Annotated in this window: 10 protein-coding genes; 5 read left to right on the plus strand and 5 right to left on the minus strand. The window is 74.2% G+C overall.

Annotated elements, in window-relative coordinates:
- Positions 1-68 precede the first annotated feature (68 nt).
- Both FLV34_RS04700 and FLV34_RS04705 read left to right on the plus strand, forming a co-directional pair.
- Entirely contained in the window at positions 69-1,268 is a 1,200-nt protein-coding gene (locus FLV34_RS04700; protein ID WP_187280541.1) for a sensor histidine kinase, read from the plus strand.
- Positions 1,265-1,939 (plus strand): response regulator transcription factor, encoded by a 675-nt coding sequence (locus tag FLV34_RS04705; RefSeq protein WP_147942465.1) that lies wholly within the window; start codon positions 1,265-1,267, stop codon positions 1,937-1,939. The genes FLV34_RS04700 and FLV34_RS04705 overlap by 4 nt, the downstream gene beginning before the upstream one ends.
- Here FLV34_RS04705 and FLV34_RS04710 read toward each other — a convergent pair.
- The 3 genes from FLV34_RS04710 to FLV34_RS04720 form a co-directional block, all read right to left on the minus strand.
- Positions 1,906-3,999 (minus strand): MMPL family transporter, encoded by a 2,094-nt coding sequence (locus tag FLV34_RS04710; RefSeq protein WP_147942466.1) that lies wholly within the window; start codon positions 3,997-3,999, stop codon positions 1,906-1,908. The genes FLV34_RS04705 and FLV34_RS04710 overlap by 34 nt on opposite strands.
- 185 nt (positions 4,000-4,184) lie before the next feature.
- Positions 4,185-5,186: an NAD(P)-dependent alcohol dehydrogenase gene (locus FLV34_RS04715; RefSeq protein ID WP_147942467.1), complete on the minus strand. Its 1,002-nt coding sequence runs from the start codon at positions 5,184-5,186 to the stop codon at positions 4,185-4,187.
- A gap of 235 nt (positions 5,187-5,421) precedes the next feature.
- Complete coding sequence (locus FLV34_RS04720; RefSeq protein WP_222709414.1) at positions 5,422-6,807, minus strand: N,N-dimethylformamidase beta subunit family domain-containing protein; 1,386 nt, start codon at positions 6,805-6,807, stop codon at positions 5,422-5,424.
- Between the two features lie 304 nt (positions 6,808-7,111).
- On the opposite strand from FLV34_RS04720, the gene FLV34_RS43205 reads away from it, so the two are divergent.
- Positions 7,112-8,668, plus strand: a complete 1,557-nt coding sequence (locus FLV34_RS43205) for a PrsW family intramembrane metalloprotease (RefSeq protein WP_147942468.1) — start codon at positions 7,112-7,114, stop codon at positions 8,666-8,668.
- A 222-nt stretch (positions 8,669-8,890) separates the two neighbouring features.
- Positions 8,891-9,988, plus strand: coding sequence for a lytic polysaccharide monooxygenase (locus FLV34_RS04730; protein WP_147942469.1), 1,098 nt, complete (start codon positions 8,891-8,893; stop codon positions 9,986-9,988).
- Positions 9,989-10,448: 460 nt separating this feature from the next.
- Here the strand turns inward: FLV34_RS04730 and FLV34_RS04735 are convergent, their stop codons facing one another.
- Both FLV34_RS04735 and FLV34_RS04740 read right to left on the minus strand, forming a co-directional pair.
- Positions 10,449-11,147, minus strand: a complete 699-nt coding sequence (locus tag FLV34_RS04735; RefSeq protein ID WP_147942470.1) for a vancomycin high temperature exclusion protein — start codon at positions 11,145-11,147, stop codon at positions 10,449-10,451.
- 3 nt (positions 11,148-11,150) lie between these two features.
- Positions 11,151-12,158 carry a heme A synthase gene (locus tag FLV34_RS04740; protein ID WP_142647471.1) on the minus strand — a complete coding sequence of 336 codons (1,008 nt, stop codon included), beginning with the start codon at positions 12,156-12,158 and terminating at the stop codon, positions 11,151-11,153.
- A gap of 95 nt (positions 12,159-12,253) precedes the next feature.
- On the opposite strand from FLV34_RS04740, the gene FLV34_RS04745 reads away from it, so the two are divergent.
- Positions 12,254-13,030, plus strand: a complete 777-nt coding sequence (locus FLV34_RS04745; RefSeq protein ID WP_260617241.1) for a GntR family transcriptional regulator — start codon at positions 12,254-12,256, stop codon at positions 13,028-13,030.
- The last annotated feature ends 30 nt before the right edge of the window (positions 13,031-13,060 follow it).

A 13,060-nucleotide genomic window follows, 5' to 3' on the forward strand; every position in this document is an offset into this window, starting at 1 on the left:
CGGGTGTGCGACCGGAATACGTCACAGCGCTGATGCCGCCGGGCGTGTCCTTACGTACGTTCGGAGTCATGGAACGGATGGCGGCGTGGCGCGCCGCACTGGTTTCGGGCGGCGCGCGGCCCGGCGGAGGTCCGTGGCGGGTGGCGCCGCTCGACGTCCTGTTCGCGGCCGTCCTCGGTGTGCTCGCCGCGCTCGGTACGGCGTCCGCGCTGAGCGAGCGCGGCCTGCGGCTCGACGCGGCGGGGTGCGCGCTGGTCGGGGTGGCGGCGGCCGGGCTCGTGGCGCGGCGGGCCTGGCCGCTCGCCGCCCTCGTGGTGACCTTCGCCGCCACGATCGCCTTCCTGGCCCGCGGTCACCCGTACGCCCCGGTGCTCGAACTGACGTCGGTGGCCGTGTACTCCGCCGCCGCCTGGCGGCCGGAACGGGTGTCCGGGGTGGCGCTGGCGGCGGTGACCGCCGCCTACCTGTCGTTCTCGTCCTGGACGGGCGCGCCGGACGCGCCGGAGATGGGCGTGCCCGCGCTGGCCGCGCTGTGGCTCGTCGCGCCGTGGACGGCGGGGGTGGCCGTGCGCGCCTACCGCCGGGTCAGGACGCGCGCCGCCGAGGCGGAGCGCCTCGGCCACGTCCAGGAGGAGCGGCTGCGGATGGCGCGGGAGGTGCACGACATCGTGGGCCACAGTCTCGCCGTGATCAACATGCAGGCGGGGGTGGCCCTGCACGTGCTGCACCGGCGCCCCGAGCGGGCCGAGCAGTCGCTGCAGGCCATGCGGGAGCTGAGCGCCCAGGCTCTGGAGGAGCTGCGGGTCGCGCTGCGGTCACCGCCGGGGACGCTGCCGGGGACGGGGCTGGCCCCGGTGCCGGGGCTGGACCGGGTGCCGGAGATCGTCGAGGCGGTGCGGCGGGGCGGCCTGGCGGTGGACCTGGTCGTCGAGGGGACGCGGAGCCGGGTGCCCGCGGCGGTGGACCTGGCCGGATATCGGATCGTGCAGGAGTCGCTGACCAATGTGGTGCGGCACGCCGGCGCCTCCCGGGCGGAGGTGAGGGTGGCGTACGGACCGGAGACGGTGTCGGTGACGGTGACCGACGACGGCACCGGCGGCCTGGGGCATGACGGCGACCGTCAGGGGAGCGGGCACGGCCTGCCCGGCATGCGGGAGCGCGCGGCGTCGGTGGGCGGCACCCTGGAGGCCGGCCCGGGCCCCGGGGGCGGCTTCCGGGTCCTGGCGGTCCTGCCGCGCGATCCCCGGCCCGCAGGGGACCGGATATGACGCCCCCGGAGGCGCCCATACGACTGGCCGTCGCGGACGACCAGGCGCTGGTGCGGATGGGCGTGCGCATGCTGGTGGAGGACGAGCCGGACATCGACCTGGTCGCCGAGGCTGTGGACGGGGCCGCCGCCGTGGCCGCCGTCCGCCGGTGGCGCCCCGACGTGGTCCTGATGGACATCCGGATGCCGGTGCTCGACGGGATCGAGGCGCTCCGGCGGATCGTCGCCGAGGCACCCGCGACCCGGGTGGTCATGCTGACCTCGTTCGACCTGGACGACCACGTGTTCGACGCGCTCCGGGCAGGCGCGTCGGGCTTTCTGCTCAAGAGCGCGGAGCCGGACGAGATGCTGCGGGCGGTGCGGGTGGTGGCCGCGGGAGAGTCGCTGCTGTCGCCCGCGGTCACCCGCCGGGTGATCGCGCGGTTCGCCGGCCGGCCGGGCCCGCCCGGCGAGGCCAGAGTGCGGCTGTCGGCGCTCACCGAGCGCGAACGCGAGGTGGTGGGGTGGGTCGCCGCCGGCCTGTCCAACGACGAGATCGCGGGCCGGCTGGTGGTCAGCGCCGCCACCGTACGCACCCACGTGGGCCGGGCCATGACGAAGCTGGGCGCACGGGACCGCGCCCAGCTCGTCGTGTTCGCCTACCAGGGCGGGCTGCCGATCCCCGAGGGGTGACGCGGGCGCGGCGCGGGCGCGGGACGGGCGGGCCACCAGGTCGCCGGGCCGATGTCGAGCGCCAGGGCGGGGACCAGGACCGTGCGCACCACGAACGCGTCCACGAGCACGCCGAGCGCGACCAGCAGACCGAGCTGGATGTTGAGGACCACCGGGGTGATGGTGAGCACCAGGAACGTCGCGGCGAGCACGACGCCGGCGCCGGTGATGACGCCCCCCGTCGCGACGAGGGCCGTGACGACGCCGTCCCGGTGCCCGCGCTCGCGGACCTCCTGCCTGGCCCGGGCCATGAGGAAGATCGTGTAGTCCACGCCCAGCGCCACCAGGAAGAGGAACCCGAGCGTGAGCACGGTCTGGTCGGTGCGGGCGAACCCGAGAGCGTGGAACAGCAGCGCGGACAGGCCGAGAGCGGCGCCGGACGAGAGCAGGGCGCAGCCGAGCAGCAGCAGGGGCGCGACGGCCGCGCGGAGCAGGACGCCGAGGACGAGGGTGACGACGCCGGTCACGAGCGGCACGATCACCGCCAGGTCGCGGTCCATCGCGGCGTCCCGGTCGAGCAGCGCCGCCGTCTGTCCCCCCACCAGTGCGTCGGGCACGGCCCGGGCGAGCCGCGCGCGCAGGCCCTCGACCGACCGCCGGGCCGGGTCGCTCGACGGAGGGTCGGCGAGCACGGCGGTGATCCGCGTCCAGCGGCCGGAAGCGGACGTCTCCGCCGGGCCGGACGCGGCGAGGCCGGGCGCCGTACGGGCCAGCCCGGCGGCCGTCGCGGCGGCCCGCGCGGGAACGTAGACGAGGACGGGCGCGGTGGCGCCGCCGGGGTAGTGAGCCCGCACGACCTCCTGCCCGGCCGCCGACTCCGGAACGCGGGTGAAGTTGTCGCCGCCGTCGAGGACGCCCACCCGCAGGAAGGCCGTGCCGCAGGCCAGCGCCGCGAGGGTGAGCCCGGCCACCGCCCAGGCACGGCGCGGCCGCCCGGAGACGAGCCGCCCCGTCCACCGCCAGATGTGCGCCGTACGGGCGCCAGGGGCCGCACGACGGGGGACGGCGGGCCAGAACACGCCCCGGCCCAGGGCCGTGAGGAGCGCGGGCAGCAGGGTGGTCATGGCCAGCAGCGCGGCCACGACGGCGATCGCCGCGAGCGGGCCGAGCCCTTTGGTGGAGTTCATGTCCGCCGCGAACAGGGCCAGCGCGGCGAGGGCCATGGTCGCGGCGGAGGCCGCCACGGACGGCGCCGTGCGTCGCAGCGCCAGAGCCATCGCCTGGTGCCGGTCGGAGTGCTCCGCCAGCTCCTCCCGGTATCGGGAGATCAGCAGGAGCGCGTAGTCGGTGCCGAGCCCGAACACCAGGACGATCATCAGCGCCGCGCCCGAGCCGTTGACCACGACGCCCGCTTCGGCGACCAGGACGGCCCCGGCCTGCGCGGCCACCACGCCCGCCGCGACGCAGGCGAGAGGGACGAGCGGCAGCACCGGGCTGCGGTAGGTGACGAGCAGGAGCAGCGCGACCACCGCCACGGTGACCAGGGTGAGCGTTCCGTCGACCCGGCCGTTGGCGTCCGCCGCGTCCGCGCGGGAGGCGGCGGGCCCGGTGGCGGCGGCGGTGAGCCCGGCGGGCAGCCCGGCCCGCATGATCTCCCGTGCCCGGGCCACGATCCGCGTCGCCTCGCCGCTCTCCATGGCGTCGCCCGGCACCGGAACCGTCAGTGTGAGCGCCGCGCCGTCCGCCGAGGGCGCCGGCCCGGTCACGTCCCCGAGGGCCCGGAGCCGGTTTCTGTCATCGAGCACCGCCGCGCGGTCGGCCGCGCCCAGGCCGCCCTGCCGCGCGTAGACGAGCACCAGGGCGCTGTCGCGGGCCGCGGGGAACTCCCGCCGGGTCAGTTCCACGGCCCGGGTCGACGGGGCCCCCGACGGCATCCAGCTGGTCTCGTCGTTGTCCTGCGCCTGCCCGATCCCCGCGGCCAGCACGCCGAGGGGGACGATCACCGCCAGCCAGACGGCGATCACCGCCCACTTGCCGACCCGCCCCGCGGGCAGACCGGCCAGACGTCGCAACGTCTCCATCTCGCACCTCTCGTCGTCTGCGAAGAGAGGTCCAACGCTGGTGCGCGGAGGGTGTCGCGGGCGTCCCCCGGGGAACGTCACGTGCGGCTACGCCGCGGCGCGTACGCCCCCCGGGCCGTCCGCCGTACGGGCCAGGGGAGTGGGTGTGGCGGCGCCGCGACGTCGCCCGGGACGTCCGCGCCGGGTCAGACGGTGATGACGACCTTGCCGAACGCCTTGCCCGAGGCGTAATGGCGGTAGGCGTCGTGGGCCTGGTCGAAGGGGAACACGCGGTCGATGACCGGGTGAAGGGCGTTGACCTCGACGGCTCGGTTCATGGCGAGGAACTGGGCGCGGCTGCCGACCGCGACGGCGCGCACGGTCGCGCCGGAGGCGAAGAGCGTGCGCGCATCGAGCGGGGGCGAGGTGGCGGAGACGAAGCCCACGCAGGCGACATGCCCGGCCATCGCGACCGCCTTGAGGGACTGTTCCAGCAGGCCGGCGACGTCGATGACGCGGTCGGCGCCCCGTCCGCCGGTGAGCTCGCGGACCCTCGCGGGCCAGTCGGGGACGGCCCGGTAGTCGATGACCTCGTCCGCGCCCAGGCCGCGCAGGCGGAGCGCCTTCTCGGGGCTGCTCGTTGTGGCGATCACCCGGGCGCCGAGCGTCTTGGCGAACTGCAGGGCGAACAGCGACACCCCGCCCGATCCCTGCGTCACCATGGTCTGGCCCGGACGCAGGCCGTCCGCGCCGGTCACGGCGTTCCAGGCGGTGACCGCGGCGCAGGGGAGCGTCGCCGCCTCCTCGTAGGACAGATGGCGGGGGACCGGCACCAACGCGTCCGCGTCGATCACGGCGCGTTCGGTGAGCATGCCGTCCAGTGAGCCCCCGCGCTGCGGCAGGTGCTCGACGCCGAAAGGGCCGTCCTGCCAGCTCGGGAAGAGGGTGGCGGTGACCCGTTCGCCGATCCGGCGGGAGTCGACCCCGGGCCCGACCGACACGATGTCGCCGGCCCCGTCGGACACCGGGACCACGTCCGGCTTCACCGGCAGGACGTACTCGCCGCGGGCGATCATCAGTTCGCGGAAGCTCAGTGACGCCGCGCGTACGGCGACGACGACCTGACCGGCGCCGGGGACCGGGTCGGGGTGGTCTCTGATCGTCAGGCCCGCGAGCCCGACGCCGCTGTCGAGGTGGTAGCTGCGCATCGTCAGGCCCGGGCCTCGGGGGCGTGGTGGACGAATGCGCGGTTGAAACGGCCGATGACCTCGGCCGTGGTCCGTTGCGGCACTTCGGCTCCTTCGCAGTGAATAGAACGTTCGGTCTACGGTTTATATCGACCAATCGATCTACTCGTCAACGGGTGGGGCCCGCGGACGCCTCCCCGCGATGCCGTTCGCAGGGCGGGCGGGGAAGAGGTCCGTTCGTGAGGGGGCCGCAGCGTCAGGCGCGGTAGGTCTTGCGTACGTTGTCGTCGGGGGTGGGCAGGTTCTCGGCGGCGGGTCCCTCGGCGAAGCCCTTCAGCAGGTTGGTCGTCGTGGCGGTGACGAAGGCCCGTGTGCGCGCGTCGATCCCGTGCGCCCCCGGCAGGTCGCGGGTGCGCGCCATGAGCGTCTCGGCCCACCGCATGGTGCCCGAGGCGAACACCCCGGCCCCGCTCTCGGCCGTGTAGTAGGCGGCGTCGGAGAAACTGGGCCGCCCCACGCAGGTCACCGGCGAGTGGGCGAGGATCTGCAGCGGCCTCGGCGTCGGCACGTCCGTGTTCACCCGGTCGTACTCCACGCCCACGAGGTGCGGGAACGCGTCGCCGCGGCGCACACCGGTGCCCGCGAAGATCCAGTGGCGGGGCTCGTGCACCACGAACGGCGCGTCCACCGGATAGCCGTCGTAGTAGACCCCGATGAGCGACGACTCGGGATCGGCCTTCGGCGCCGCCCGGAAGTCGGTCGTCGCCAGCGCCGGGCGGGTGCGGACCAGCGGGTCGCGGTCCACCGCGGTCTTGTAGCAGACGACCGTCCTGCCGTGGTCCTCCAGCCGGACGCGGCGGTAGCAGGTGTTGGCGCCCAGGAAGGCCAGGTTGACGCCCGCGTCGCGGGCCTTGGTCACCGTGCGGCGCACCCCGGGCGTCCAGTATTCGTCGTGCCCGAGGAAGATCACCGCGGCCGCGCCGGTGAGCACGTCGTCGCCGGCCTCCAGGTCGCCGCCGGTCGTGTACGCCAGGGGCAGGCCGAGCCGTTCGGCCAGCGCCACCACCGGCCGCTCGTGGATGAGGAACTTCTCCATGCCGGTGGTGTCGTAGGGCCGGTCGAAGCTGACCGCGAGCGAGCGGCTGTCGTAGCGGCCGTCTTCGCCGTAGTAGAGGCTGTAGCCGCCCCACCGGTTGTACGCCTGCCAGGTGGGGGTGGCGTGCACCAGGACCGTACGGCCGGCCCCGGAGGCCGAGCGCACGACCAGCGGCACGTACCGCTGGTGGCCGTGCTCGGTGTCCAGGCGCAGCAGGTAGGCCCCCTCGGGCCAGCCCTCGGTGGACACGGTCAGGGAGCGCCGCCACCCGGCCCGTACGGTGCGGGTGTCGCCGACGAGCCGTCCGCGGCCCTGGTCGCGCCCCTTCAGCCAGCCGGAACGCCACACCCGGCGGGCGAGCGTGCCGCCGTACCAGCCCATCCGGTAGGCCGTCACCCGATAGCGGCCCTCGGTCGTGGAGACGTGCAGGCCGAACGACTCCCCGGGCAGCACGCTCGCGCGGTCGCCGTAGCCCTCGATCGCCTCGTCGGGGCCGCGCCTGCGCACCCGCCAGTCCGGGTCGCCGGGCAGCAGCCGTTCCGCCACCGGTTTCCTGGACGGCGACGGGGACCCTGAGGAGGGCGACGGGGAGGCGGGCGCGGAGCCTTCCCGGGGCCCGGGCGCGCATGCGGCGACCGAGCCGACGGCGGCGGCGCACGCGATGCGGAGGAAACCGCGTCGTCCGAGCCCGTCTGGTGGTGCGACATCCATGATCGCCCATTCTGCCCGGAACCGGCGCGTGCTCGGGACGGCGGCGCGCCTGCCCGATACCCGCCCCGGCACGGATTGCATGGGGATCTTTTGAGGCCCGAGGAGGACCTCGGCGGGTTTGGTCGGTTACAGTCACACAGTGGCAGGCCTCGACCCCCGCGCCGTTCTCAGGGAGCGTCCGTCCATCGGCCTCATCGTGGGTCTGGTCGTCGCCGGAATCTGCGCTCTCGTGTCGTTCTCCTTCGACATCATCAACGGTGAGCCGGTCCAGTTCTTCATCGCGCTCGGGCTCGCCGTGGCCCCCGTGCCGCTGCTGCTCGCGGGCGTGCTCGCGCTCGACCGCATGGAACCGGAACCGCGCAACAACCTGATCTTCGCGTTCGCCTGGGGCGCCGGCATCGCCGTGCTGCTCGCCGGCGTGCTCAACTCGCTCAACCTCGTCTACGTGGCCCACCAGCTCGGGGACACGACCAGCGCCCGCAACCTCGTCGCCACGTTCGGCGCCCCGCCCGTGGAGGAGACGGCCAAGGGGCTGGTCCTGCTCGGGCTGCTGTGGTTCCGGCGGCAGGAGCTGGACGGGCCCACCGACGGGATCATCTACGCCAGCATGGTCGGGCTCGGCTTCGCCATGTCGGAGAACGTCAGCTACTACCTGGCCGCGCTGGAGGAGAACGGCGCGCAGGGGCTGGCCGCCACGCTCGTGCTGCGGGCCGTGCTGTCGCCGTTCGCCCATCCGCTGTTCACCTCCCTGATCGGCATCGCAGTGGCGTACGCCGCGCAGCGCGGGGGCGCGGTGGGGATCGTCGTCATCGTCATCGGGTGGATCGGGGCCATGCTGCTGCACGGCCTCTGGAACGGCTTCGCCTCCTTCGCCGGTCTCGGCGGGCTCGCCATCGCCTATCTGCTGCTGATGATCCTGCTCGTCGTCGAGCTCATCGTGATCTTCCGGGACAGACGGCGGATCGTCGGCCTGATCCAGCACTACCTGCCGCCGTACGAGCGCAACGGGCTGATCAACCAGGCCGACATCTTCATGCTGTCGTCCCTGCGCCGGCGGCGGCAGGCCCGGGCGTGGGCCAAGGCCCACGGCGGCAGGGCCGGGGCACGGGCGATGATCGACTATCAGATCGCCTCCACCGAGCTCGGGCTGCTGCACGCCCGCGCGGCTCGGGGCGGGGTTGACGAGGAGACCTTCCGCGCCCAGCAGCGGTCGCTCGCGGATCTCATGGCGTACGCCCGGCTGTCGTTCCCGCTGCCGGAGCGCCACCAGGCGAACGCCGCGCGGGGCGTGCCCCCGCCGGGGTACGCTCCGGGCGCCCCGACCGCGAACCGGTGGCCCGGTGGCGGCCAGGCCGTGCCGCCCTGGTACGGGCCGGGGCCGCAACCGGGCGGTCCTCAGCCGGGCGGTCCCCAGCCGGGCGGTCCTCAGCCGGGCGGGCAGCAACCGGGCGGGCAGGGGTACGGGCCTCCGCCGGGTGGGCCGCCTCCCGGATACGGGCCCCCGGGCGCCCCCGGTCAGCCGCCGGGCCCGCAAGGCCCGCCGCCGGGTCCGCAACAGGGGCCTCCGTACGGCCCGCCACAGCGTCCGCCACAGCGTCCCCCACAGCGTCCCCCACAGGGGCCGCCACCACAGGGCCCGCCGCAGTGGCCGCAAGAGGGTGGCCCGGGCCCTGCGCCCGGCGACCCCCGGCGCTGACTCCGCGCCCGGGCGGGGCCGGGCGGGGCCGGGCAAGATCGGGCGCGGCTTGGCCCGGACGGCCCGCGCGTGTTTCAATCGCTGTGCGCGGTGGCCACTTGATGGGTGGGCTCCAGGAGGGCGTGCGGCGATGCCGCATGCGTTCTTCTCGTACGACAGCCCCCTGACGGCGCGACCTTCCCCGGAAGGCGTGCCCGCCCATCATGAGGAGAACCCCCAACCATGAGCACCACAGCGCAATCCCCGCGTCGGAGATCGCTGTCCCTGAGGTCCGGACGCAAAATCGCCGTGCTCGCCGCGGTGGCGGCCGTGCTCGCCGGCCTCGTCGCGGTCCTGACGCAGACCGCGGCCGAGGCGCACGGCGCCCTCCAGGCCCCCGCGAGCCGCACGTACGCGTGTTACACCGACGGCCTCACCGGCGGCCAGATCATCCCCAAGACCCCCGCCTGCGCGGACGCCGTGGCGGCCGGCGGCACCCAGCCCCTCTACGACTGGTATGGCGTGCTCCGCTCCGACGGCGGCGGCCGCACCCGGGGCTTCATCCCCGACGGCCAGCTGTGCAGCGGCGGTTTCAGCAAGTACTCCCCCCACGACGCGCCCAGGACCGACTGGCCGACCACCACGCTGAAGGCGAACAGCATGTACGACTTCGTCTACGGCGCGTGGGTGCCGCACCCCGGCGGCTTCAAGCTCTACGTCACCAAGGACGGCTGGGACCCGACCAAGCCGCTCACCTGGGACGACATGGAGGAGCAGCCGTTCCTCACGGTCGACCCCGAGCCCGAGGTCAGCAACGGCGCCTACCGCTTCTCCGGCAGGCTGCCCGACAAGAGCGGCCGGCACATCATCTACGCGGTCTGGTATCGCTCGGACAGCCAGGAGACCTTCTACGGCTGCTCGGATGTGAACTTCCTCCGCGACGGCGCCTCGCCGAGCCCCTCGCCGAGCGCCTCGCCGAGCGCCTCGCCCACCGGGAACCCGTCGCCGAGCCCGTCGCCCTCGACCTCCCCGACGGCCGGGAACCCGGCCTGCACGGCCACGGTGAAGCTGACCAACACCTGGCCTGGCGGCTTCCAGGGCGAGGCCACGATCACGAACACCGGCACGGCACCGCTCAACGGCTGGTACATGCAGTGGCAGATGTCGAACGGCGCGACGATCACCCAGGCGTGGAACGGCACGTCCATGCAGAGCGGGCCGTTCGCGATGATCCACGCTCCGGAGTGGAACAACTCGCTGGCCCCGGGTGCATCGGCCACGGCCGGGTTCCTCGGCAGCGGGTCGGCCACGCCGGCGATCAGCGACATCAGCTGCGGCTGAGCGGGGCCTGATCGCGCCCGGCTCGACGGCCCGGCGCCGGAGTGAGTCAGCGGGAGGCGCCCGGGAAGCCGTCACGGCGGCTTCCCGGGCGTTGCGCGATGGGTGGGCGGAGGAGGATCCGCTCGTACCCGCGGTGCGATAGCCACTGTGGGTGTGGCCTCACCTCCCTCGGGGGATGGTGGGAGCGCTCCCACGTGGCCGGACCCTAACGCGCCGAGCCGTCACCGGCCAGGGGACACGCCTTCACTCGTCCTGTCCGCCCAGCTCAGCGTGGCTCGCCCGATGAAAGTTTCGCCGCGGCGCCCCGCCCGCCGCCCCGCTCGTCATGCCGCCTGCCGCGCCGCCGGTCCCAACCTTTTGCATGCCGCCGCCTCGCTGTTCCTCGTGCCGATCGCCGTACCGCCCGATCTGGCGGCTGTGTGAACCGTCCGCCACTCTGCGCGCGCCGGGCGGGGTGCGCTCAGCTCGCCAGCGCGCGGTCGAGCGCGGTCTCGCGGCGGCCGAGGAACTGCGGTGAGGAGTGCAGGACCAGGCTGTCCAGCAGGGCCTTGGCGGATGCGGGGAACTCCCTGACGGCGTAGGCCACCGTCTCCACCGGCCAGTCGCGGCTGGAGTCGTCGCCGACGCCGAACGCGTCGATTCCCGCCGCGCGGCACAGCGCGACGGCCCGGGGAAGGTGGAACTCCTGGGTCACCACGACGAGGCGGGAGGCGTCGAAGATCTCCTTGGCCCGTACGCAGGAGTCCCACGTGTCGAACCCGGCGTAGTCGAGCACGATCTTCTGGGCCGGGACGCCGTGCGCGATCAGGTAGTCATGCATGACCGAGGGCTCGTCGTAGTCCTTGCGGCTGTTGTCGCCGGACAGCAGCAGGGCCCGCACCTTGCCGGTGCGGTACAGCTCGGCCGCGATGCCGAGCCGGGCGGCCAGCATCGGGCTGGGTTTGCCGTTCACGACGCCCGCGCCCAGCACGAGCGCGGCCGGCATCGCGGGCACCTCGGCGACCCAGCCTGCGCCCGGCTCCGCCGTCACCCGGTGGGCGGAGCTCGCCAGCCAGGCCCAGGTCATCGGCAGCAGCGGCAGCACGCTCAGGGCCGCCAGGGCCTGGAAGCCCCGGCGCTGTGCCGTACGCGACCAGGTCCAGGGGCGCGGGACGCGCATCCCTCAGACTCCCGCGGTGTGGAGCTCCGGCTGCCGGTGGGCGGGTGCGGGGGCGGGACCCCGGGTCCGCATGAGGAAAACGACGCGCAGCGTGCAGACCCACACGAGCGTGGCGCCCAGCACGTGCAGGAGCACCAGGGCCGCGGGGACGGCGAGGAAATACTGCACATACCCGATCACGCCCTGGGACAGCTCCACGCCGAGCAGCACGAGCGCGGCGCGCCGGGCGCGGGCGGGGGAGCCGGAGACGTGCAGGGCGAACAGCAGGGCGAACGTCAGCCCGACGACGACGTAGGCGATGTCGGTGTGCAGCCGCACCACGTCCTGGATGTCGAAGCCGAAGCGGGAGGCCGCCTCGTCTCCGGAGTGCGGCCCGGTGCCGGTCACCACCACTCCGGCCAGCAGCAGCACGAAGGCGGCCGCGCTCAGCGCGTACGAGAGCGTGCGGATGTCCCTGTGGACCACCCGCTTGGCCGGGGCGTCGCCCTCGCCCGCCCGCGCGAACAGCACGACGGCGGCGGCGATCATGCCGATGGACAGCAGGAAGTGGACGCTGACGGTCACCGGGTTGAGCATCGTGTGGACCACGAGCCCGCCCCACAGGGCCTGGACGAGGACGCCGGCCGGCTGCACCAGCGCGAGCCGCAGCAGGACCGGACGGCCGTGTTCCCCCCTCGACAGCTGCCAGGCGGCGATCACACACGCGGCCGCGACCGCGAGCACGAGGAACGACAGCAGGCGGTTGCCGAACTCGATCGCCATGTTGATCGGCGCGTGCGAGTCGATCTTCGCCGGCACGAAGCTGTCCGGCGTGCAGCGCGGCCAGGTCGGGCAGCCGAGGCCGGAGCCGGTGACGCGGACGGCGGCGCCGGTGACGGTGATGCCGACGTTGACCACGATCGCCGCCAGGGCCCACCGCCGCATCGACTCGTTCGTGGGAAACCGCACCGAGCGATAAAGGGCGAGCAGCGAGCCGCGGATCCGGTCAGTCGTGGGATTCACGGAATTCATCGTAGGCGGCCCTGTCGGTGGTCCCTTCTCCGGCCCGCGCGCCGTCCGGCGGGTCCGCCTGGGGCCGCGCCGTCCCCGGTCCTCCCGGTCGGCCCGTGATCGTTTCCCCCGGCAGGGGCCGGTACGATCGGCCGTACGCGACCGAGGAGGGCGGTGGCCGGTCGATGGGCGGGGTGTGGAACGGACCGGCGAGTCGCGAGCGTGACGACCTCGGCGCGCCGGGCGCCGGAACACGGCAGAACCTGCGCGAGCAGGTGGCGCAGGCGCTGCGGGACGCGCTGGTGGCGGGGGAGATGCGGCCCGGTGTCGTCTACTCGGCCCCCGCGCTGGCGGCCAGGTTCGGTGTCTCGGCCACGCCGGTGCGGGAGGCGATGCTCGACCTCGCCAAGGAGGGTCTGTTCGAGGCCCTGCGCAACAAGGGCTTCCGGGTCGCCGAGGTGTCCGAGCGCGACCTCGACGAGATCATCGAGATCAGGCGGCTGATCGAGGTGCCCACGGTGGCCCGGCTCGCCGGGGAGTCCCTGGGCGAGCGGGCCGAGACGCTGCGCCCGATCGCCGAGGAGATCGTCTCGGCCGCCGGAAGGGGCGACCTGCTCGCCTATGTGGCCGCCGACCAGCGGTTCCACCTGTCGCTGCTGGCCCTGTCGGGCAACGCCCGGCTGGTCGAGACGGTCAGGGACCTGCGTGCCCGGGCCCGGCTCTACGGGCTGCGCGGGCTGCCCGACGCGCGGATGCTGGCGTCCTCGGCGCGCGAGCACCTCGACCTTCTCGACGCCGTCGTACGCGGTGACGCCGAGGCTGCCGAGCGCCTGATGAACCACCACCTGCAGCACGTGCGCGCGATCTGGTCGGCCGACCCGCCCCCGGCCTGAACGGTACGACGGTCTGAACGGTACGACGGC

The sequence above is a fragment of the Microbispora sp. CSR-4 genome, assembly GCF_008033685.1.
Classification (GTDB): Bacteria; Actinomycetota; Actinomycetes; order Streptosporangiales; family Streptosporangiaceae; genus Microbispora.

Coding starts and splice junctions, on each gene's coding strand:
- FLV34_RS04700 (WP_187280541.1), top strand. CDS start 69: ATGGAACGGATGGCGGCGTGGCGCGCCGCACTGGTTTCGGGCGGCGCG.
- FLV34_RS04705 (WP_147942465.1), top strand. CDS start 1,265: ATGACGCCCCCGGAGGCGCCCATACGACTGGCCGTCGCGGACGACCAG.
- FLV34_RS04710 (WP_147942466.1), bottom strand. CDS start 3,999: ATGGAGACGTTGCGACGTCTGGCCGGTCTGCCCGCGGGGCGGGTCGGC.
- FLV34_RS04715 (WP_147942467.1), bottom strand. CDS start 5,186: ATGCGCAGCTACCACCTCGACAGCGGCGTCGGGCTCGCGGGCCTGACG.
- FLV34_RS04730 (WP_147942469.1), top strand. CDS start 8,891: ATGAGCACCACAGCGCAATCCCCGCGTCGGAGATCGCTGTCCCTGAGG.
- FLV34_RS04735 (WP_147942470.1), bottom strand. CDS start 11,147: ATGCGCGTCCCGCGCCCCTGGACCTGGTCGCGTACGGCACAGCGCCGG.
- FLV34_RS04740 (WP_142647471.1), bottom strand. CDS start 12,158: ATGAATTCCGTGAATCCCACGACTGACCGGATCCGCGGCTCGCTGCTC.